Consider the following 20,464-nt stretch of genomic DNA (forward strand, 5'->3'; position numbering starts at 1 on the left):
CTTGGTCAGAGCAGAACCTTCATTGCGGACGGGAAAAGAAGGAACACCATGAAGCCCAGGCAGAACGAGAGCTGGGCGACGAGCATCGTCTGTGAATTCTGGCCCGCGCGGCCCTCCAGCGCCGAGATCTCCCGGCTGCGCATGGACCCGGCGCGGGCCGCGAGGGACTGGCGGATCTTGGCTCCGTCGTCGGCGACGAGCGCGAGCGCCGAGGCGAGGTCGGACAGTTCGGCGACGGCGATCCGGTCGCCGAGCGCGCCGAGCGCCTGCCACGGGGTGTGCCCGACGATCCGCGCGTTGGCCAGTGCCTCCCGGATCCGCAGCATCGGGTCGCCGCCGCCGATCTGGGAGGCGGTCATCAGCGCCTCGGGCACGCCCCGGCCGCCCGCGAGGTTCATCGCGACGAGGTCGAGGAACGCGCCGACGACGTGCCGGAAGTCCTCGCGTGCCTTGGCGGCGTCCTGCCTGAGCTGGAGGTCGGGGAAGAAGAACGCGGCGACCGCGAACAGCAGCCCGCCCCAGACCGGGATCATCACCGACAGACCGGTGAACAGCGCCAGCAGACCGACGAACAGCGGCACGAACGCGAGCGCGACGGCCGGGGCGAGCACCTTGTTCGCGAGGTACTGCTCGTAGTCGCGGTCGAGGATGGCGAGGTCGGCACGGGTGGAGCGCAGCTCCCAGCCGCGATCCTCGATCATCCTGGCGACCGACGACCCGACCTCGGCTTCGAGCCGCCGCGTGAGCGACGGCCTCTTGCCCTTGTCGTCGCCCGTCGGCTGCGGCACCGGCGCGTTGCCGCGTCTGGCGACCGAGTCGTACTCGGCGACGAGGGCGCGCAGGCCGCGCCGGGCCGGGAACAGCGCCCGTAGCAGCAGGAAGAGCCCGATGCCGGCGAGGGCTCCGGCGAGCAGCGCGACGGTCATCGGCCCACTCCCGCGTCCATCGCCGCCCTGCCGCGCAGCGGCTTGCCGGTGTCGGCGGTGGCGTCGTCCTCACCGCCCAGGAGCCGCTGCGGCTCCTGGAACTTGGCGAGCCTGCGCAGCCACAGGAACCCCATCCCGTACAGCCCGACGATGAACGCCAGCACGAGCTGGCCGAGCGCCGAGTCGTAGGGCTCCACGTACGAAGGGTTGAAGACCGACAGCGCGAGCGCGAACCCGACCGAGAAGACGACGACGATCTGGACGCTGCGCCGGGTCATCGCGCGGTAGGCGTTGACGCGGCGGCGCATCTCCAGCTCGCTGCGCGCCGATCCCGCCAGCGCGCCCAGCATCTCGCGCAGGCCGGGGCCGCGCAGGCGGGCGTTGAGCAGCAGCGCGCCGATGATGAGGTCGGCGGACGGGTCGTCGAGGTCGTCGGCGAAGCGGCGCAGCGCCTCGGGCAGCGGGACGCGGGTGTGCATCCGGTCGACCAGGGCGCGCAGCGGCGGCTGGAGGACGGGCGCGGCGGCCCGCACCGACGACGGGATGGCCTGTTCCAGGCCGACGGCGCCCGCGATGGTGTCGCGCAGGGACTCCGCCCAGGAGGCCAGGGCTTCGAGGCGGGCCATCGCCTTGCGTTCCTCGGCCGCGCCGCCCGCGACGGCGTCCCAGCCGAGCACGAGCAGCCCGATCCCGACGGCGACCACGATCCACTGGGTGACGACGAGGGTGACCAGGCCCGCGATGACCGCGATGCCGGTGCGGGTGCCCAGGGCCCGCATGAGGTCCTGCCGCGACTTGCGCTTGCGGCCGGGCTTGGCGGGGAAGCCGCGGATCGCCATGACGAACAGGCAGAGGCCGGCGCAGGCGATGCCGCCGGTGAAGAGGGCGTAGACGACGTCGAGTTGGGGGGTCACTGCCAGCCCCCCGATCCGATGCCCTGTTCGTAGCCGTACTCGGCGAGTTCGTCGGCGCAGGCGATGGGGGCGTGCTGACGGGCGACGCCGTCGCGGGCCGGGGCGAAGATCTCCGAGGACAGGACGCGGCCGTCGCAGCCGGTCACCTCGCGGACGCTGGAGACGAACCGGCGTAGGCGGCCGCCCCGGTGGTAGTCGTTGCGCTTGTCGATGAACACGACGAAGTCGATGGCGCCCGAGATGAGCATGTGCGTCGCCTCGATGGGGAGGCGCTCCTCGGACTGGATCGCGTAGGTGGAGATGCGGTTGAACACCTCCATCGAGGAGTTCGCGTGGATCGTCGAGAGGGAGCCGTCGTTGCCCTGGGTCATCGCGTTGAGCATGGTGACGATCTCGTCGCCCAGGACCTCGCCGACGATGACGCGCGACGGGTTCATGCGCAGCGAGCGGCGCACGAGTTCGGCCATGGAGATGGCGCCCTGGCCCTCGGAGTTGGGCAGCCGCTGCTCGAACGCGACGACGTTCGGGTGGAGTTCGGGGAACTGTTCGAGGCCGAGTTCCAGGGCCCGTTCGACGGTGATGAGGCGCTCGTGCGGGCCGATCTCGTTGGCGATCGCGCGGAGCAGCGTCGTCTTGCCCGCGTTGGTCGCGCCGGAGATCATGATGTTCTTGCGGGCGGCGACGGCCGCCTGGAAGAACCTGCCGACGTCGGCCGGGACGGTGCCGTTGCCGACGAGGTCGGCGAGGAACACCTTGCCGAGGCGGGCGCGCCGGATCGACAGCGCGGGCCTGGCCGTCACGTCCATCACGGCCGAGAGCCGGGAGCCGTCGGGCAGCCGCAGGTCGAGCTGCGGGTTGGCGGTGTCGAACGGGCGGGACTGGAGGCCGGAGTAGGCGGCGAGGATCTGGATGAGCTCGACCAGTTCCTCGTCGCTGTCGGCGACGGGTTCGCCGAGTACCTCGCGGCCGTCGGAGTAGGACAGGAACACCTGGTCGCAGCCGTTGATGTCGATGTTCTCGATGTCCTGGTCCTCCAGGAGCGGCTGGAGGCGGCCGACGCCGAAGAGGGCGGCGTGGATGCCCGCGGCGTACGCCTCCTCCTCGTCGGGGGTCGGCGGACGGCGTCCGATGCCGATCTCCGAGCGCGCGTGCTCCTCCAGCACCTGCGCGATGAGGGCCCTGGCGAACTGCCGTTCGTCCTCGGCCGACATCGGCGTGAGGCCGGACGCCGCGTCGAGGCGGCGCTGTTGGGCGAGCCGGTCGCCCACCTCCTGCCGCAGCCGCTTGACCAGGACGTGGTCCATCTAGCGCCCCCTCTGCCGTTCCACCTGCGGAGCCGAAGGGGGAGGCTCGGACGTCACCTGGGGCGCGGCGGCGGGGGCGGGGGCGCTGTACTCCAGGCCGGGACGTGCCACGAGGTTCCCGGCGAGTTCGCGCGCCGAGCGGATGAGCAGCGACTTGTCCAGCTTGCCGCCCCATTGGCCGCGTAGCATCTGCGCGCCTTTGGGGTCGTAGGCGAGGCCGCCCAGGACGACGGCGGGCAGCCGGGAGGAGGTGAGCACCCTCTCTACTTCGGCGATGGCGGTCCGGTAGCCGCGCGGGTCGGCGATGACGACGACGCCGATCCTGGTGCGCTGGCGGGGGAGGTCGGCGGAGAGCTGGCTGATCCGCTCACGCAGGTGCGCGACGTGTTCCAGGCTGGCGTGCGTGAACAGGACGGTCATGTCGGCTTCGCGGAGCAGCTCGATGAGCGGGCTGCTCGCGGCGAGCCTGCCGCAGTCGGCGATGACGTCGACGCCGGGCAGCACGGCGAAGGAGCGGCCGAGTGGGCTCCACAGCCAGGTGAGGCCCGCCGCCTGCTCCGCGTTGGACACCCCGACGAGGACGTCGAGGCCGCCGGACAGCCGCTGGGTGTGCGGGGCGATCTGTTCCGGCCGCAGCCCGCGCCGGGCGGCGGTGGCCAGCGACAGCATGCCCTTGGCGGGGTCGAGCATCCCGTGCTCGCCGGGCAGCCGGTAGACGAGGTCGCCGCCTGCGGGGTCGCACTCGGCGACCATCACCGGACGCGGCCAGACCGCGCCGAGCGCGACCGCCGCCGTGGTGACGCCGGGCGCGCCCTTGTCCGCTGCGAGTGCGATGAGGGCCACGGCTCACCCGCCGCCGGTCTGGGTCTGACCCCCGGCCTTGGGGACGGGCACCTGGCTGCCGGGCGGCACGATGGCCACCGCGACGTTCCCGGCGGCCGCGGCGAGGGTGATGTTCGGCGCCTGTTCGGGCAGGACGGCGACCGTCACGCGCAGTTCGCCGGGCGGGCCGCCCTTCTCGCGGCTGAGGCCGCCGAGGGCGACGACCTCGCGGACGAGGGCGTCGGCGGCGAGCAGCACGGCCCTGGTGGGGTTCTTCTCGCCGCCGGTGACGGAGTACAGGGCGAGGCGCTGGCCGAGTTCGACGCCGCCCGCGGGGAACTGTCCGGGTTTGAGGGAGAGGCCGACGATGAGTCTGCCTTTGGCGCCGTCCTCGACCTCGGTGATCATGTCGTTGTTGAGGAGGGTGTTGGGCACCAGCGGCACGGCGGCGAACCCGCGCGTCACCTTGGTGCGCTCGCTCCACCTGATGAACGCGACGCCGGTGTCGGAGACCGTCACCGCCTTGAGGGCGCTCTCGGGGATGCGCTCACCCGCGGCGATGGGCGTGGCGACGGCGATGGCGCTGACCCGCTGGCCGCTCTGCACGACGAGGTAGGCGCTGACGAGCGCGCCGCCCAGGATGAGGAGGACGGCGAGCGCGGCGAGCGCGGGTTTGCGCTCGCGCGGCGGCACCGGGAGCCGCTGGCCGGCCGAGCCGCCCAGGCCCGAGCCCAGGCCGTGCTGCGGTCCGCTGTTGTTGGCGCCCGTCGGCTTGCCCTGCTGACTGGTCCTCATCGCGATGGTGACTCCGGGGGGTTATCCGTGCATAGGTTTCGCGGCATCCGTTCGCGGCCGGAGCGACCATGCTGGCCGCCTTGACAAGGTCACGTCAATGGATTCGAGTAGGTGACGCACTCTCGTAACCGGATGTAGGGAAATTACGGATAACTACCGGTCCGGAACGCAGGTGCTACCCGGTCCCCAAGGTTCCGAAACACCAATCGTCGCGGGCAATTCGCCCCGGGTCAATGGTCCTGACACCCGCCTGACCACAGATTCGTCATGAGTGCTGAATCCGGTGGACAATGATCATAGTCGGCGGGTCCCGGCTTTCCCCCGGTTTCCCGGCCTGGGCGGCTGCCGGATGTCACAGGCGTGTGCCACCCTGTGGACCGTGCGGATCTCGTTGACTTCCCTCGACGCGAACGGGTCGCGTGACGTGCTGGTGAGCGGCGACGCGGACATGCCCGTCGCCTCCGTCGCGCGCGCCCTGTCCGGCCTCGGGCACGGCGCGCCCGAGGCCGCCGGGAACGTCGTGCCCCTCCAGCAGCAGCCCTTCTACGCCGACGGGCGGATGCTCGATCCGGCGGCGCCCGCCGCGCGGGAGCTGCCCGACGGCGCGCTCGTCACGCTGGACGGGCGGATGGTCCCGGCGACGCTGCGGTCCGAGCCGTCGGGGCTGGTGGAGGTGCGGGTGGTCGGCGGGCGGGGCGCGGGCGCGGTGCACCGGCTCGGCCCCGGCGCGGCGCAGCCGCATCCGGGGATCTTCGTGACGGTCGGGCGGGACGGCGTGCGGGTGCGCGCCGAGGCGCGGGCGACGCTCGACGGCGAGCCGCTGGCCGAGGAGACGGCGTGGAAGGAGGGCGCGCTGCTGGTGTGCGGCGCGACGGTCCTGGCGCTCGCCCGCTCCACGTCGCCGGACACGCATCTGGAGGCGCTGCCTCAGGGGCTCGCCTTCAACCGTCCGCCTCGGATCACGCCGCCGCGCCAGCCGCGCCGCCTGAAGGCGCCGCACCTTCCCGAGAAGCAGGGAAAGGAGCGGCTGCGGCTGTTCGGGGCGCTGCTGTTCTCGGTGTTCGGCCTGGTCATGGCCTATGTGTTGAGCCAGTGGTACTGGGCGCTGTTCGCGCTCGCGTGGCCGCTCATGCTGGTCGGGGAATGGGTGGGCGACCGGCTCTATGGCCGCAAATCGTACAAAAAGGCATATAAGGAATATCAGGTAAGTTCCGCCTACTTCGCTCGCGACCTGGAGGAACTCCGCAGAGCCGACGAGCAGGACCGGCGCGCGGCGTCCCCCGACCCCGCCGAGATCCTGCTGACCGCGACGGGCCCGCGCCGCCGCCTCTGGGAACGCCGCCTCGCCGACGAGGACGCCCTCGCCCTACGCCTCGGCCTCGCCGACCTGCCCGCCGACGTCGAGCTACGCGGCTCCGAGGAGGACGTCAGGGAGGCACTGGAGCGGGCCGGGCTCACCGGCGCGCCACCCGCCCGGAACGTCCCGGTTCCGCTGCCCCTCACCGAACACCCCGTCGTCGGCGTCACCGGGCCGCGTGAGGACTCGCGCGCGCTCGCCCGCTGGCTCGTCGGGCAGGCCGCCGCCCTGCACAGCCCGCGCGACCTCGCCATCGTCGTGCTCTCCGGCGACGGCAGCGGCGCCGAACACTGGAACTGGACGCGCTGGCTGCCGCACTGCGCCCCACACGAGGGCGAGGAGTGCCTCGCCCTCGTCGGCGACGACCCGGTGACGGCGGCCGCGCGCGTCACCGAGCTGGCCATCAAGATCACCGAGCGGCGGCGGGCGAAGCAGCCCGTCTTCGGCAGGGCGTCCGAGGCCCCGCCGCCCTACGCCGTCCTCCTGGTCCTCGACGGCGCGCGCAGCCTGCGCCGGGTGCCCGGCATGCCGCAGGTCCTCGCGCACGGGGCCGAGTGCGGCATCTACGCGCTCTGCCTCGACGACGAGGAAAGGCTGCTGCCGGAGGAGTGCTCCGTCGTCGCGTCCTGGGAGGGCGATCACATCCGGCTGCGCGGAGGCGGCCTGGACGGCATCGGGCCCGTCCTCGCCGACCGGGTGGGCCGGGAGTGGGCCGAACGGTTCGCGCGGTCCCTGGCGCCCGTCAGGGACGTCTCCCGGGAGGACGCCAACGAGAGCGTCCCGACCTCGGTGAAGCTGCTCGACCTGCTGGAGATGCCCGAGCCGTCTCCCGAGCGCGTCCTGAAGGCGTGGGCGTCACGTGAAGGGCCGGGCACCCGGGTGCCCGTCGGAGCCACCGGAAGCGGGCCGTTCGAAATCGACCTCGCCGCCGACGGCCCGCACGGGCTCGTCGCGGGCACCACCGGCGCGGGCAAGTCCGAACTGCTCCAGACCCTCATCGCGGCCCTCGCCGTGCGCAACCGCCCCGACGAGATGACGTTCGTCCTCATCGACTACAAGGGCGGCGCCGCGTTCAAGGACTGCGCCGCGCTCCCGCACACCGTGGGCATGGTCACCGACCTCGACGGCCACCTCACCGAACGCGCCCTGGAGTCACTCGCCGCCGAGCTGCGCCGCCGCGAACACGTGCTGGCCGGGGCGGGCGCCAAGGACATCGAGGACTTCCACGCCGCCGGCGGGCAGGGCCTGCCCCGGCTCGTCCTGGTCATCGACGAGTTCGCCACGATGGCCGCCGAACTGCCCGGCTTCATCGACGGCCTCGTGGACATCGGCCGTCGCGGCAGGTCCCTCGGCGTCCACCTCGTGCTGGCCACCCAGCGTCCGGCGGGCGTCGTGACAGCCGAGATCCGCGCCAACACCACGCTCCGGATCGCGCTGCGCGTCACCGACCCCGAGGACTCCACCGACGTCATCGACCTGCCCGACGCCGCCCGCATCCCCAAGGGCACGCCCGGCCGCTGCTTCGTCAGGACGGGCGAGGCGAGCCCGTGGGCGGTGCAGTCCGCGCGGATCGGCGGGCGGCGCGGCTCCACGGCCCGGCCCACCCGCGCGCGGGCGCTGGAGTGGGGACGGCTCGGCCACCCCCTGCCCGAGCCCGAGGACGAGCAGGAGGGCCAGGAGACGGATCTGGCGGTCCTCGTCCGGGCCGTCGCCGAGGCGGCGCGACGGGCGGGCCTGAGCCGTCAGCCGAGCCCCTGGCTGACCCCGCTGCCGGACGCCGTCGTGCTGTCGCCCCGGCCCGCGCCCGGCGGCTCGGTGCCGTCCGTGCCGCCGCTGGAGTTCGGCGTCACCGACCTGCCGTCCGGGCAGACCAGAGAGCCGCTCGCGCTCGACCTGGAGGCCGACGGGCACCTGTACCTCGCCGGATCCGCCCAATCCGGGCGCACCACGGCGCTGCGCTCCCTCGCGGGGGCGCTGGCGGCCTCCTGCACGCCCTACGACGTCCACCTGTACGCGATCGACTGCGGCGGCAACGGGCTCGCCCCCCTCGTCCGGCTGCCGCACTGCGGGGCCGTCGTCTCGCGCGACTCCTACGACCGCGTCGAACGGCTGCTGAACGCGCTGACGGCCGAGGTGGGACGGCGCCAGCAGCTCCTGTCGGCAGCGGGGTTCGGGTCGTTGGCCGAACAGCGTGCCACCGTCTCGGCAGGCGAGCGACTGCCCTGGATGGTGCTGCTCCTCGACCGGTGGGAGGGCTACACGGCGGCGTTCGAGCACTACGACTACGGCAGGCTCGTGAACGCCCTCCTCCGGCTGCTCCAGGAGGGCGTGTCGGTAGGGCTGCGGGCCGTCTTCACCGGCGACAGGTCGGGGCTGATGGGCCAGGCCGCCACCGTCTTCGACAGGCGGCTCATCCTGCGCATGGCCGACCCCGCGGATTACGGGTACGCGGGCGTGCCCGAAGCGCGGGTGCCCGCCCACATGCCCGCCGGGCGCGCCCTGCGGGTGGTGCCCAACGGGCCCGTCATCGAGTCGCAGGTGGGGCTGCTCGGGCAGGACCCGTCCGGGGCCGCCCAGGTCGCCGCGCTCCAGGAGATCGCCGACGCGGCACGCGCCAGGTACGGGGCGCGGCGCACGGCCGGGCCGCTGCGGGTGGACGAGCTGCCCGCGCGGATCACCACCGAGGAGGCGCTCGCCCTTGACCCCGCGTTCCCCGTGCCGTCACCGCTGTGGGCGCTGGTCGGCGCGGGCGGCGACACGCTCGCCCCGCTCGGCGTCGACCTCCTGGAGGAGGGGCCCTCGTTCGTCGTCGCCGGGCCCGCCCGCTCCGGGCGCTCCACCACGCTGGAGACGATCGGGCGCAGCCTGCTCGCGCGCGGCGTCCCCCTGCTGGTGATCACCCCGCGCCGCTCACCGCTGCGCGCGCTGAACGGCGTGCCCGGAGTGCTCGGCGTGCTCGACTCCACCGCCGAACGCGACATGGTGGAGGAGCTGGTGGCGCACGAGCAGCGGTTCACCGTGCTCGTCGACGACGCCGAACTCATCGACGACACCGAACTGGGCGACGCCGTGCAGGCCCTGCTGCGCAGCGCCCGGGACGGCGAACACGCCGTCGTCATCGCCGGCACCACCGAGGACCTCAACCGCGGCTACCGCGGATTCCTCGCCGACGCCCGCAAGACCCGCACCGGCCTGCTGCTCGGCATCGCCTCACCCGACGACGGCGAACTGTTCGGCCTGCGGCTGCCCCGCAACGCCTCCTACACCGGGCCCGTCGGCCGGGGCCTGCTCATCAGGGCGGGCACCCCCGTACCCGTCCAGGCGGCACTGCCACCCACCCCGGCCGACGGCTGAGCCGCCACCCCTAGCGGGTGGCGGCCTCGATGTTCTGCATCGAACGCCGGACGTCGCTCGAGCCCTCCTCCAGCGCCACCGACATCTTGTCGAAGGCCGACTTCGCCTCCGCCCAGGCCGCCCGGAACCTGTCCGCCCCGGGGCCCCACCAGATCTCGGTGGAGCTGACCGTCCGGCCGTTCAGGTCGCTGATGAGCGCGTCCAGGTTCTTGGAGTGCTTGGAGAACAGGCGGGCCAGGTCCTCCATCTGGGCGATGTTGCCACCTCGACGGTCCGCACCCATGGGTCTGATCCTTCCGATCGCCGGATTCCAGACGTACCTTCCAAAGCTCACACCACTTCGCCCCCAGCGGACCCCCGGGAGCGTGGCCGCATCCGGCCAAACACAAGGCAGGGCCCGGTTCGTCCGCAAATAAGGTGCCGATTACGGCTTCGAAAACACGGTTCTCTAAACTCGGCCGGAGACGGGTCGGGTCAGGGGTGATCCCTCAGACGGTTCTCACGGACGGAGTCGTACGTTGCGGAAAGTTCTCATCGCCAACCGGGGCGAGATCGCGGTGCGGATCGCGCGCGCCTGCCGGGACGCGGGGCTGGGCAGCGTCGCGGTCTACAGCGAGCAGGACCTCGACGCCCTGCACGTGCGTGTCGCGGACGAGGCGTACGCGCTGGGGGGTCAGACGGCCGGGGAGTCGTATCTGGATGTGGGCAAGCTGCTGAAGATCGCCGCCGATGCCGGAGCCGACGCGGTGCATCCGGGATACGGGTTCCTGGCCGAGAACGCGGACTTCGCCCAGGCCGTGCTTGACGCCGGGTTGATCTGGATCGGGCCTCCTCCTGCGGCGATCACGGCGTTGGGGGACAAGGTCCAGGCTCGGCACATCGCCCAGAAGGTCGGGGCTCCGCTGGTCGCCGGGACGGCTGACCCCGTGTCCGGGGCTGAGGAGGTCGTGGAGTTCGCTCGGGAGCACGGCCTGCCGATCGCCATCAAGGCCGCCTTCGGGGGCGGTGGGCGCGGTCTGAAGGTCGCCCGGACGCTCGAAGAGGTGCCGGAGCTGTATGAGTCGGCTGTGCGGGAGGCGGTCGGGGCTTTTGGGCGGGGTGAGTGTTTTGTCGAGAGGTATCTCGACAGGCCCCGACACGTCGAGACCCAGTGCCTGGCCGACCAGCACGGCAACGTGGTCGTGGTCTCCACCCGTGACTGTTCGTTGCAGCGGCGGCACCAGAAGCTCGTCGAGGAGGCTCCCGCGCCGTTCCTGTCTCCTGAGCAGTTGGACCTGCTGTACACCTCCTCCAAGGCCATCCTGAAGGAAGCCGGATACGTCGGGGCCGGGACGTGTGAGTTCCTGGTGGGTCAGGACGGGACGATCTCGTTCCTGGAGGTCAACACCCGCCTCCAGGTCGAACACCCCGTCACCGAGGAGGTCACCGGCATCGACCTCGTCCGCGAGATGTTCCGGGTGGCCGACGGAGAGCCTCTGGGCTATGACGACCCGGTGGTGCGGGGCCACTCCATCGAGTTCCGGATCAACGCCGAGGACGCGGGTCGCGGCTTCCTGCCCGCGCCGGGCACGATCACCTCGATGGACATCCCCACCGGGCCGGGTGTGCGCTTGGATTCGGGTTACGTGGCGGGCCAGACGGTGCCGCAGTCGTTCGACTCGCTGGTCGCGAAGCTGATCGTCACCGGCGCGACCCGGGAGCAGGCCATCGAACGCTCCCGCCGCGCCCTCGCCGAACTCACCATCAACGGCATGCCGACCGTGATCCCGTTCCACCGGGACATCCTCACCCAGCCCGCCTACATCTCCGCCCCGTTCTCCGTCCACACCCGCTGGATCGAGACGGAGTACGACAACACCATCCCCCCCTACGCGGGCGAAGTCGGCGAGCCGGACGAGGCCGAGGACCGTCAGAAGGTCGTCGTCGAGGTGGGCGGCAAGCGCCTGGAGGTGGTCCTCCCCGCCGGACTGGGCGCCGCCACCGCCGCCTCCTCCTCGACCGCCAAGTCCCCCCGCCGAGCCGCCAAGAAGAACGCCGCCAAGGCCGCCTCCGGCGACTCCCTCGTCTCCCCCATGCAGGGCACCATCGTCAAGATCCTCGTAGAAGACGGCGCCCCCGTCTCCGAAGGCGACACCGTAGTCGTCCTGGAAGCCATGAAAATGGAACAACCCCTCACCGCCCACAAATCCGGCACCATCACCGGCCTCACCGCCCAGGTCGGCCAAACCGTCACCGCCAACACCCCCCTCTGCGAAATCAAAAACTAACCCCTCCGGGGTGCCCCGGGCCGGGGCGCCCCTCCTTTCCTCCCGTCCACCTGAACCTCAGGTTTGTCGATCACAGGCGGGCGCGCGCCTGCTCGATCTGCTGGCGGGCCGGTGCGCCGTAGACGGCCTGCGCGTGGAGGAGGGTGAAGACTCGGGCGAAGTGGGCGATGTCGTCGGGGCGGGAGGTGCGGAAGCCGCCCGACCAGAACTCCTGGCGGACCTCCCGGTCGTCGAAGAGGTAGAAGCCCTCGCCCGCGAACTGGGTGCGGGGAACGTCGAAGGGGACGACACCCAGCGCGACATTGGGGCGTCTCGCCACGTCCGCAAGGAAGTCGAGCTGCTCACGCAGGATGTCGGGCGACCCGTAAACGACGTGCAGGGCGGCGGCCTCCATGACGAACGAGAACGTCGTGCCGCCTCCCGACGTCACGAGGAGGCGGCGCGCCACACGGTTCCGCGCCGCCTGTTCCACGTCCTCGGGTGGGAGGCCGTGGAGGCGGGCGTTGATCGTCAGGATCGCTCTGGCGTAGTCGAGGGTCTGGAGGATGCCGGGCACCACGAGCGGCTCGTAGACCCGCAGCAGCCGGGTCGCCGCGTACCGGGCCAGCGCCCTGCCCTGGATGTGCCGCTGCCCGGCACGCAGCTCGCGCCGCCATTCCGCCCACATCTGGTCGATCTGCCGGTGGGCGGCGATCAGTTCAGCGGTCTGGGCCGCTGCCCGGCACGCGGCCGCCCAGCTTCTGATGTCGTTTTCGGACGGCGTTGTCCTACCGTGTTCGATCTTCGACACCTTCGTGTTGTGCCATCCACAAGCGGTCGCCAGCGCGACGCCCGTCAGCCCGGCGTCGAGCCGCAGCTCCCGCAGGCGAACGCCGAACGCCTTCTTGGCCGCCTCGGAGGGACGCAGCTCGTCCACCTGGCCTCCTAGTGGGCGCGGTACTCGTCGGTCGGAAGCGCGAGGGCCCAGGCTCGGTCGAAAGCGGCGCGGCAGAAGGTGGCGACTACGGGATCCTTGGAGTACTGGATGTCGCTGCGTGCGCCGTCACCGTCGTGCACGTTGAAGACCACGGCCATCCCGTCCAGGACAAAGCAGTCATTTCCCGGCAGGGCGACAGCCGAGACGAGCCGCCTGGGCAGCCAGCGCAGGTCCTCGTCCGGCAGCGCGACGGCCACGGCCATCCGCTGGTACTCCGACAGCGGCTCCGACACGACCCGCACCCGCCGCCACCTGGTCCCCGCCGCCGTCTGTTCGGCAAGCTTGTCCCGCCAGACGGCGGTGACGCGTTCGGTCGTCGCGGTGTCCCCGGCGCGCCAGGCGTCGAGCAGCTCACGGTCCACCGGATAGCGGTCCAGCAGTTCGAGCTTGTCGATCTCCCGCGCGCCCCAGACCAGTTCCGCCCGGCGCGTCACCGAGATCGAGTCCATAGGTCTCCCTCACGTAGGTGCGGACGAACAGGTCGACCGTCCGCTGTGACATCTCCACGAAGGTCTCGTCGTCCGCCAGCGCGACGAGTTGGGCGGCGACGCGTTCCCCGCGCCGCTTCCCCTGCACCAGCCAGGAGTCCCGGTCCGTCCGGTAGAACGTCTCGCAGTCCTCGCCGTGGTTGGAGTCGGGGTCCTTGCAGAAGAAGCTAGCCGTCAGTTCGTCGGCCGCATCGCACCCTTGCTCCATGTTGCTTCTCCCCTTCCGCTGTTGGATCGCGGTCACCGTGAGCTATGGGGTCGGCACGGTCAAGCTGGGGGGAAGGCTGATGTGGCCTGGGGGTAAGGGTTTGGGTGGGGGTGGGGGGAAAGGGGTTGGGGCGAGTGTGGGCGGTGGTTGGTGGTGCGGGTGGTGGTCAGGGTTTGGGGTGGGGGTCTGGCTTGGGGCGGGAGTGCCAGGAGTGGAAGGCTTCTTTGGTGGTTTTGGTGGGTTTGTAGTTGAGGAGGGTTTTTAGGCGGGTGTTGTCTAGGACGGGGCGGTATTGGAGGAAGCGGGTCTGTTCGGGGCCGTAGGGGGTGAGGCCGAGGGGGTGGGCGAGGGCCAGGGCGGTGCGGAGCAGGGGTTCGGGGAGGGTGAGGAGGGGTTTGCCCACGAGGTGGGCTATCTCGTCGATGGTGAGGGTGCCGTCGCCGGCGACGTTGTAGATGCCGGGGGCGGGGGTGGTGACGGCGCGGTCGATGATGGCGGCCACGTCGGTGTCCCAGATGAAAACGAAAGGAGAGGGGGAACCTTGGATCTTCAGGAGGCGTGGGCGCTCGAACAGTGCGGTGATCTGGTTGTTCACCCGCTCGCCGAGGATCGTGCCGATGCGGAGGATCACCTGTTCCAACCGCGGGTGGGATGTCCGGGTCTCCGCGAGCATCTCCTCGACCAGGCGCTTGTGGTGGCTGTAGGCGAACTCCTTGTTCCCCCGGACGGGCTGCTCCTCGGTGATCCACTCGGGATTGTCCGCGTGGTACCCATAGGCCGCCCCGCTGGAGGAGACGACGATCCGCCGCGCGCCCGTCGCCAGGCACGCGTCCAGCACATGCCGCGTCCCCCCGACGTCGACCCGGTACGCCAGCTCCCGCGACGAGCCCTTCGGCGGCGTCACGATCGACGCGAGGTGCACCACGACCTCGGGCCGTCTCTCCGCGAACGTCCGATCCACCGCCGCCGCGTCCGTCACGTCCATCACCACGTGCGTCACCCCGGGCACGGGCACGGCGGGCACCGCAAGATCCGCCCCGACGACCGCATGCCCCGACTCCGCGAGCGACCGCACGACCGAGGACCCCAGAAACCCGTTGGCGCCCGTGACGAGAACGTTCACACTTCCTCCGATCGAGTGGCGGCGCCGCTGTCGGCGCCGTGGGAACCCTCACCGGGCTCGGCGCTGGAGCCGGAGGCCGCGCCGGGACGATCCCGGCTGGGCGTGACACCGGAGCCGGGGCGGGAGTGGCGCCAGAGTTGGGCTACGGCGAGGCCCGCGATGATGTCCCAGATGCCCCACCAGGCGGCGGCTAGGGCCATGCCGCCGAGGCCGTTGAAGTAGGTGAAGACGAGGAGGAGGCCGAGGCCGGCGTTGCGGATGCCCACCTCGAACGTCATGGCCTTGGTGCTGGCGGCGGGGAGGCGGGTGGCGCGGCCGATGCCGTAACCGAGGAGCAGGGCGAGGGCGTCGTGCAGGAAGACGGCGACGAGCACCACGCCGATGTGCGCGAGGAAGATGTCCCAGTTCTTGGCGAGTCCCGCCGCGATGACGCCGCCGAGGCCGAGGAACGACAGCGGCCCGACGACCTTGTGCGCCCGCGAAGCGAAAACCGGGAGGAAATGCGCGATCGTGATACCCGCGACGAACGGCACACCGATGACGAGCGCGATCTCCAGCAGCATGTCCACCGCGCTGAGGTCGATCGACGCGAGCAGCGCCTTACCCGTCGGGTGCAGACCACCCCAGAACGCCACGTTCAGCGGCATCAGCACGATCGCCAGCACATTGCTCACCGCGGTCATCGACACCGAAAGCGCGACGTCGCCCCCGGCCCGGTGCGTGAGGATGTTCGAGACGTTCCCGGGCGGGCAGCACGCCACCAGGATGAGCCCGAGCGCGACCGAGCCGCGCAGGTCGAGCGCGAGCGTCAGCAGGAACGTGACGGCGGGCAGCAGCGCGAACTGGGCGAACACCCCGACCGTGATGGCCCACGGGCGGCGCGCGGCGGCCACAAAGTCGGCGGCCTTGGTGTCGAGCGCGATGCCGAACAGGATCGCCCCGACGACGATCTTGAGGGTGGTGAGGGAGCCCTCGTCGAAGGCGATCCTGATGCCGTCGACGTCCATCAGCCCTCCCCGCGCAGCGCGGCGGTCGCGGCCCGGACGGCGGTCCGGTAGGCGTCCTTGTTGACGTAGTAGGCCATCCGGTCGAGCCCGAGGTACCGGTAGCCGCCGCTGAGGTCGGGGCGCGGCCCGCGCACGGCGGCGTCGAAGGCGGCCGCCCGTTCCGGCGCGTCGCGGCGCGCCAGCAGGTAGGCGGCGACGAGTTCGGCCTGCTCGTACCGGCCCTGCCAGCCGATCCCGGACGCCTCGATCATGCCGAGCACAAAGAGTCCCGGCGCGGCGTCGCTGAAGATGTTGAGGTGCAGGTCGGGGGCGGCGCCGCGCCAGCGCAGCAACGAGGGGTCGACGAACGGGTAGTGCAGCCGGTATCCGGTCGCGAGGATCACCAGGTCGTAGGCGCCACGCGTGCCGTCGCGGAACACAACGCCGTCGCCGTCGAGCCGCGCGACGTCGGGTCTGACGGCCAGGTCGCCGTGCCCGAGGTGGTGCAGGATCAGCGAGTTCACGATCGGGTGCGACTCGTAGATCCGGTGGTCGGGCGCGGGGAAGCCGAACCGGGTCGGGTCGCCGGTGAAGAGTTTGAGGACGCGGCCGTCGATGGCCTGTTTGATCCGGGCGGGCAGCGGCCGTCCCTGGTTGAGGGTGTCGGCGGGCCGCCCGAACAGGTATTTCGGGACGAAGTGGTACCCGCGCCGGACGCTGATGTCCACCGACGCGGCGTGGTGGACGGCGTCGACGGCGATGTCGCATCCGGAGTTGCCCGCGCCGACGATGAGGACGCGCCGTCCGGCGAGCTGGGCCGCCCGCTTGTAGGCGCTGGTGTGGATCACCTCACCGTCGAACTTTCCCGGCAGTTCGGGCACGTTGGGTTCGCTGAGCGTGCCATTGGCCAGCAGGACGCCCGCGTGCCGCGTGGTGGTCTTACCCGAGGGGGTGCGTACGGTGACGTCCCAACCGTCTTCGGAGGGGGCCGCCTTCACGACTTCGCTATGGAAGCGGTAGCCGTCGCGTAGGGCGAACCTGTCAGCGAAGTCGCGGAAGTAGGCGAGTAGGGCGCGGTGTCCGGGGTAGTCGGGGGTGCCGTCCGGCATGGGGTGTTCGGTGAACTGTGTGGTGGTCCTGGACGAGATCAGGTGCGCGGACTCGTAGACGGTGCTGCGCGGCCCGTTGATGTCCCAGAGGCCGCCGACTTCGCCGGCGAGTTCGTATCCGGTCCAGAGCAGGCCGGCCCGCTGGAGGGTGCGCGCCGCGGCGAGACCGGACGGACCCGCCCCGATCACCGCGAAGGTCTCGTTCATGCCCCGCATTGTCCCCTAAACCTACCTGGAATACGAATTTTCCTCACATGTGGTGCAGGTCACCCTAGGGGAAAGTGTGGTGCTGAGGCTTAAGAGCGGCTTTGCCAGCAGGTGGAAGGCATTCCAGCAGGATGGAGGCATGAGATCCCTGCCGGTGCTGATCCTCCTGTGCGTCCTCCTCGTGGCGGGCGGCACGGGGATCGCGGGCGCCGGGACGACGGCGGCGGCCCCGCCCCGTCAGGATCTCACCACGTTCGACGTCGGACGCCTCGCGCAGCCGCCCTCCCCCGAGGTGATCTCCGCGCTCCGATCCGACCGCTTCTACGCCGACCCGGAGCAGACCTCCCTTGACGCCGCAGGGATCGCCCGCGTGAAGGCCGCGATAGCCGACTCGTCCGCTCCCGTCTACATGATGGTCACCAAGGACCTCGGCACGTCACAGGAGGCCAACCAGTACCTCGCGTCGGCCGCGAACGCCGTAGGCAGCACCGGCGTCTACGCGGTGCTGTCCGGACGGCACTTCACCGCCGGGTCGCTCGGCGAGACGGGCCTGCGGCGCGGCCAGGCGGCCACCCTGGCGTCTCAGGCGGCCCAGGAGCACCGGGGCGACCCCGCCTCCGGCCTCGTCGCCTTTGTGGAGTCGGTGAACGTGGCGAGCGGACGTCAGCCGTCCACAACAAGCAGCGTCGCCACCTACGCCTTCCTCGGGTTGATCGTGGCGCTCGGCCTGGGCGGGCTCTTCTACGTGCGGGCCTCGCGCAAGCGCAGGCGGATCGAGGACGCGCGGCAGATGGCCGAGCTGAAGAGCGGCGTCGAGGAGGACGTGACGCTGCTCGGCGAGGACATCGCCGCCCTGGATCTCGACCTCGCCGACCCGCAGGTCTCCGCCGACGCCAGGACCGACTACACCCACGCGCTGGACGCCTACGACCGCGCGAAGGCGGCGACGGAGCAGGCCGCCTCCCCGCAGGACATGCGCCGCGTCACCGAGGCCCTGGAGGACGGACGCTACTCGATGACGGCCGTGCGCGCGCGGCTGAACGGTGAACCCGTGCCCGAAAGGCGGGCGCCCTGCTTCTTCAACCCGCAGCACGGGCCGTCCGTGCGGGACGTCATGTGGGCGCCGCTGGGCGGGCAGCCGCGCGAGGTGCCCGCGTGCGCCGCCGACGCCGAACGCGTCGAGCACGGCGACGACCCGGAGGCCCGGATGGTCGAGGTCGCCGGACAGCGCCGCCCGTACTGGGAGGCGGGACCGCAGTGGGCGCCTTACGCGGGCGGCTACTACGCGGGCTACGGCGGCTTCGGGATGCTCAACACGATCCTGTTGGGCACCGCGATCGGGTCGATGTGGGGCGGCGGCGGGCACTACGGTGGCGGCGGCGGTTGGGACGGCGGTGGCGACGGCTGGGGCGGTGGCGGCGATTTCGGCGGGTTCGGCGGCGGTGGCGGTTTTGGCGGCGGCGGGGACTTCGGCGGCTTCGGCGGCGACTTCTGACCCCGAAGCCGCAGGCCCCGGCGCTGCGGGCAGCGGGCGGTTGGCCGGATCCGGCCAGGGTTGCCGAAGGTAGTGAGTGGCCACTAACTTTCTCCCCATGAGCCCGAGGATGAGCGCGGAGGAGCGCAGGGAGAGCGTGGTGGACGCCGCGGTGACGGAGTTCGCCCGTGGCGGCTACCAGGGCACGTCCACCGAGGCGATCGCCCAGCGCGTCGGCGTGTCCCAGCCCTACCTCTTCCGGCTCTTCCCCAACAAGCGCGCGATCTTCCTGGCCGCCTCCGTCCGCTGCGCCGCGAAACTGCGCGAGGCGTTTGTGGACGCGGCCGAGAAGGTCCCGCCCGCAGAGCGCAAGGACGCGCTCGGCGTCGCCTACATGCAGCTGATCGCCGACACCGACCTCGTCATGATGCAGATGCAGATGCAGGTGGCCGTCTACCAGACCGCGCTCACCAGCGATCCCGAGTTCGGCGAGACCATCCGCCGCGCCTGGACCGGCGTGTTCGACACCGTCCGCCTCCTGCTCCCCGAGGACGAGGCGGCTGCCTTCATGGCCGAGGGCATGCTCATCAACGCCATGACCGCCCTCAGCTACCCCCCGGGTCACCGCCTCTGGACCTGCGCTCTACCCCCCTGATCCCTACGACGCCCGCCGTGAACCGCTGCGGCGCCCCCCGACCGGCCTGAGCCACCCGACCCGACGCACACGAGTCGTGCGGAGGCGGCTCCGTCTTGCGCCTTTGTAAGTTAGTGGTCAATCACTATCTAGGAGAAGAAAGATGCGGAGTGAGCGCGCCACCCTGGTGTGGACGCTGATCATCACCGGCCTGGCGGGGTTCATGGCCTCGCTGGACAACCTGGTCGTCACCACCGCCCTCCCGTCGATCCGGACGGATCTGGGCGGCGGGCTCGAAGACCTCGAATGGACGGTCAGCGCCTACACGCTGACCTTCGCCGTCCTGCTCCTGTTCGGCTCCGCGCTCGGCGACAGGTTCGGCCGCCGCCGCGTGTTCGGCGCGGGCGTCGCCCTGTTCACCGCCGCGTCGGCGGCGGCCGCGCTCGCCCCCGGCATCGAGTCCCTCATCGCGGCGCGCGCCGTGCAGGGCGTCGGCGCCGCTGTCATGATGCCGCTGACGCTGACGCTCCTCACCGTCGCGACGCCGCCGAACCGGCGCGGCCTCGTCTTCGGGATCTGGGGCGCGATCAACGGCCTGGCCGTCTTCGTCGCCTGGGAGATGCGCACGCCCCACCCGATGCTGCCCATGCACCTGTTCCGGTCGCGTGCCTTCAGCGCGATGAACGCGGCGAGCCTCCTGATGTTCGCGGGCATGTTCGGGTCGATCTTCCTCCTGAGCCAGTTCCTTCAGACGGTCCTGGGCCACTCCCCCACCGAGGCGGGCCTACGCATGCTGCCCTGGACGGCGATGCCGCTGCTCGTCGCCCCGATCGCGGGCGCCGTCTCGGATCGCGTCGGGGGCCGTCCGGTCGTCGCGGCCGGGCTGGCGCTCCAGGCGCTGGGCCTCGCCATGTTCGCCCTCGTCGCCTCCCCTGACGTCTCGTATGCCGCTCAGTTGCCCTCCCTGGTCGTCAGCGGCATCGGCATGGGCATGTTCTTCGCCCCGGCCGCCGGTGTTGTCATGGCGTCCGTGCGCCCCGCCGAGCAGGGCATGGCCTCGGGCGCGAACAACGCGCTCCGCGAGCTGGGCGGCGCCGTCGGCGTCGCCTCCCTGGCCGCCGTCTTCGCCGAGCGGGGCGGCTACACCACCGGCCAGACCTTCACCGACGGCCTAGTCCCCGCCCTCTGGCTGGGCGCCGCCCTCGTCGCCCTGGGCGCCGCCGCCGCCTTCACCCTCCCCCGCCGCCACCCCACCCCGACCCCCACCCAGGAAGAACTCACCGCCGCCGCCTGACCCCACCCAGGCCAGGGGCCCCGGCCACCCCGACCGGGGCCCCGCAACGCGTCCCCCAGCGACTTCTCCGGCTCGGCGCACGCGACCTCGACCGGTCACCCCGACCGGAGCCCGAACAGCCTGTCCCCCAGCGGCTTCTCCCGCTCGGCGCACGCGACCTCAACCGACCACCCCGACCGGAGCCCGAACAGCGCGCCCCCCACAAAGCCCCCGGGCCGCACGCCCA

Annotated in this window: 17 protein-coding genes; 5 read left to right on the plus strand and 12 right to left on the minus strand. The window is 71.6% G+C overall.

Translation table 11 applies throughout. The annotated features are described in order from the left end of the window. Positions 1-5 precede the first annotated feature (5 nt). The 5 genes from LO762_RS28385 to LO762_RS28405 are packed head-to-tail and all read right to left on the minus strand — an operon-like array spanning position 6 to position 4,761. On the minus strand, positions 6-926 hold the full coding sequence (locus tag LO762_RS28385) for a type II secretion system F family protein (protein WP_230619201.1): 921 nt from the start codon (positions 924-926) through the stop codon (positions 6-8). Next, complete coding sequence (locus tag LO762_RS28390; RefSeq protein ID WP_230619202.1) at positions 923-1,840, minus strand: type II secretion system F family protein; 918 nt, start codon at positions 1,838-1,840, stop codon at positions 923-925. Before LO762_RS28390 ends, LO762_RS28385 begins: the two co-directional genes overlap by 4 nt. Next, positions 1,837-3,144 (minus strand): CpaF family protein, encoded by a 1,308-nt coding sequence (locus LO762_RS28395; protein WP_230619203.1) that lies wholly within the window; start codon positions 3,142-3,144, stop codon positions 1,837-1,839. Before LO762_RS28395 ends, LO762_RS28390 begins: the two co-directional genes overlap by 4 nt. Next, complete coding sequence (locus tag LO762_RS28400) at positions 3,145-3,987, minus strand: hypothetical protein (RefSeq protein ID WP_230619204.1); 843 nt, start codon at positions 3,985-3,987, stop codon at positions 3,145-3,147. Between the two features lie 3 nt (positions 3,988-3,990). Further along, a complete protein-coding gene (locus LO762_RS28405; protein WP_230619205.1) occupies positions 3,991-4,761 on the minus strand; it encodes a hypothetical protein in 771 nt (256 codons plus the stop codon). 379 nt (positions 4,762-5,140) lie between these two features. On the opposite strand from LO762_RS28405, the gene LO762_RS28410 reads away from it, so the two are divergent. After that, complete coding sequence (locus tag LO762_RS28410; RefSeq protein ID WP_230619206.1) at positions 5,141-9,472, plus strand: FtsK/SpoIIIE domain-containing protein; 4,332 nt, start codon at positions 5,141-5,143, stop codon at positions 9,470-9,472. Between the two features lie 10 nt (positions 9,473-9,482). Here LO762_RS28410 and LO762_RS28415 read toward each other — a convergent pair whose 3' ends face one another. Further along, positions 9,483-9,755, minus strand: coding sequence for a WXG100 family type VII secretion target (locus LO762_RS28415; RefSeq protein WP_230619207.1), 273 nt, complete (start codon positions 9,753-9,755; stop codon positions 9,483-9,485). A 235-nt stretch (positions 9,756-9,990) separates the two neighbouring features. Between LO762_RS28415 and LO762_RS28420 the strand changes: the two genes are divergently transcribed. Further along, the gene (locus tag LO762_RS28420; RefSeq protein WP_230619208.1) at positions 9,991-11,739 is read left to right on the plus strand and encodes a biotin carboxylase N-terminal domain-containing protein; all 1,749 of its coding nucleotides are present in this window, start codon (positions 9,991-9,993) and stop codon (positions 11,737-11,739) included. 70 nt (positions 11,740-11,809) lie between these two features. Here LO762_RS28420 and LO762_RS28425 read toward each other — a convergent pair whose 3' ends face one another. The 6 genes from LO762_RS28425 to LO762_RS28450 all read right to left on the minus strand — a co-directional run bounded on the left by LO762_RS28425 (position 11,810) and on the right by LO762_RS28450 (position 16,836). After that, positions 11,810-12,655 (minus strand): helix-turn-helix transcriptional regulator, encoded by an 846-nt coding sequence (locus LO762_RS28425; protein ID WP_230619209.1) that lies wholly within the window; start codon positions 12,653-12,655, stop codon positions 11,810-11,812. 8 nt (positions 12,656-12,663) lie between these two features. Next, the gene (locus LO762_RS28430; RefSeq protein WP_230619210.1) at positions 12,664-13,164 is read right to left on the minus strand and encodes a DUF6879 family protein; all 501 of its coding nucleotides are present in this window, start codon (positions 13,162-13,164) and stop codon (positions 12,664-12,666) included. Then, a complete protein-coding gene (locus LO762_RS28435) occupies positions 13,067-13,447 on the minus strand; it encodes a hypothetical protein (RefSeq protein WP_230619211.1) in 381 nt (126 codons plus the stop codon). The genes LO762_RS28430 and LO762_RS28435 overlap by 98 nt, the downstream gene beginning before the upstream one ends. 130 nt (positions 13,448-13,577) lie before the next feature. Next, entirely contained in the window at positions 13,578-14,534 is a 957-nt protein-coding gene (locus LO762_RS28440) for an SDR family oxidoreductase (protein ID WP_230619212.1), read from the minus strand. Beyond that, positions 14,531-15,541 (minus strand): bile acid:sodium symporter family protein, encoded by a 1,011-nt coding sequence (locus LO762_RS28445; RefSeq protein WP_230619213.1) that lies wholly within the window; start codon positions 15,539-15,541, stop codon positions 14,531-14,533. Before LO762_RS28445 ends, LO762_RS28440 begins: the two co-directional genes overlap by 4 nt. Then, the gene (locus tag LO762_RS28450; protein WP_230619214.1) at positions 15,541-16,836 is read right to left on the minus strand and encodes an NAD(P)/FAD-dependent oxidoreductase; all 1,296 of its coding nucleotides are present in this window, start codon (positions 16,834-16,836) and stop codon (positions 15,541-15,543) included. The genes LO762_RS28445 and LO762_RS28450 overlap by 1 nt, the downstream gene beginning before the upstream one ends. 139 nt (positions 16,837-16,975) lie before the next feature. Here LO762_RS28450 and LO762_RS28455 point away from each other — a divergent pair, with 139 nt between their 5' ends. From LO762_RS28455 to LO762_RS28465, 3 genes are all read left to right on the plus strand, one after another. Further along, on the plus strand, positions 16,976-18,331 hold the full coding sequence (locus LO762_RS28455; RefSeq protein WP_230619215.1) for a hypothetical protein: 1,356 nt from the start codon (positions 16,976-16,978) through the stop codon (positions 18,329-18,331). 97 nt (positions 18,332-18,428) lie between these two features. Then, complete coding sequence (locus LO762_RS28460; protein WP_230619216.1) at positions 18,429-18,965, plus strand: TetR/AcrR family transcriptional regulator; 537 nt, start codon at positions 18,429-18,431, stop codon at positions 18,963-18,965. A gap of 142 nt (positions 18,966-19,107) precedes the next feature. Continuing rightward, positions 19,108-20,238 carry an MFS transporter gene (locus LO762_RS28465; protein WP_230619217.1) on the plus strand — a complete coding sequence of 377 codons (1,131 nt, stop codon included), beginning with the start codon at positions 19,108-19,110 and terminating at the stop codon, positions 20,236-20,238. Positions 20,239-20,464 lie beyond the last annotated feature (226 nt).

Origin of the sequence: Actinocorallia sp. API 0066 (genome assembly GCF_020991275.1) — a bacterium.
Classification (GTDB): Bacteria; Actinomycetota; Actinomycetes; order Streptosporangiales; family Streptosporangiaceae; genus Actinocorallia.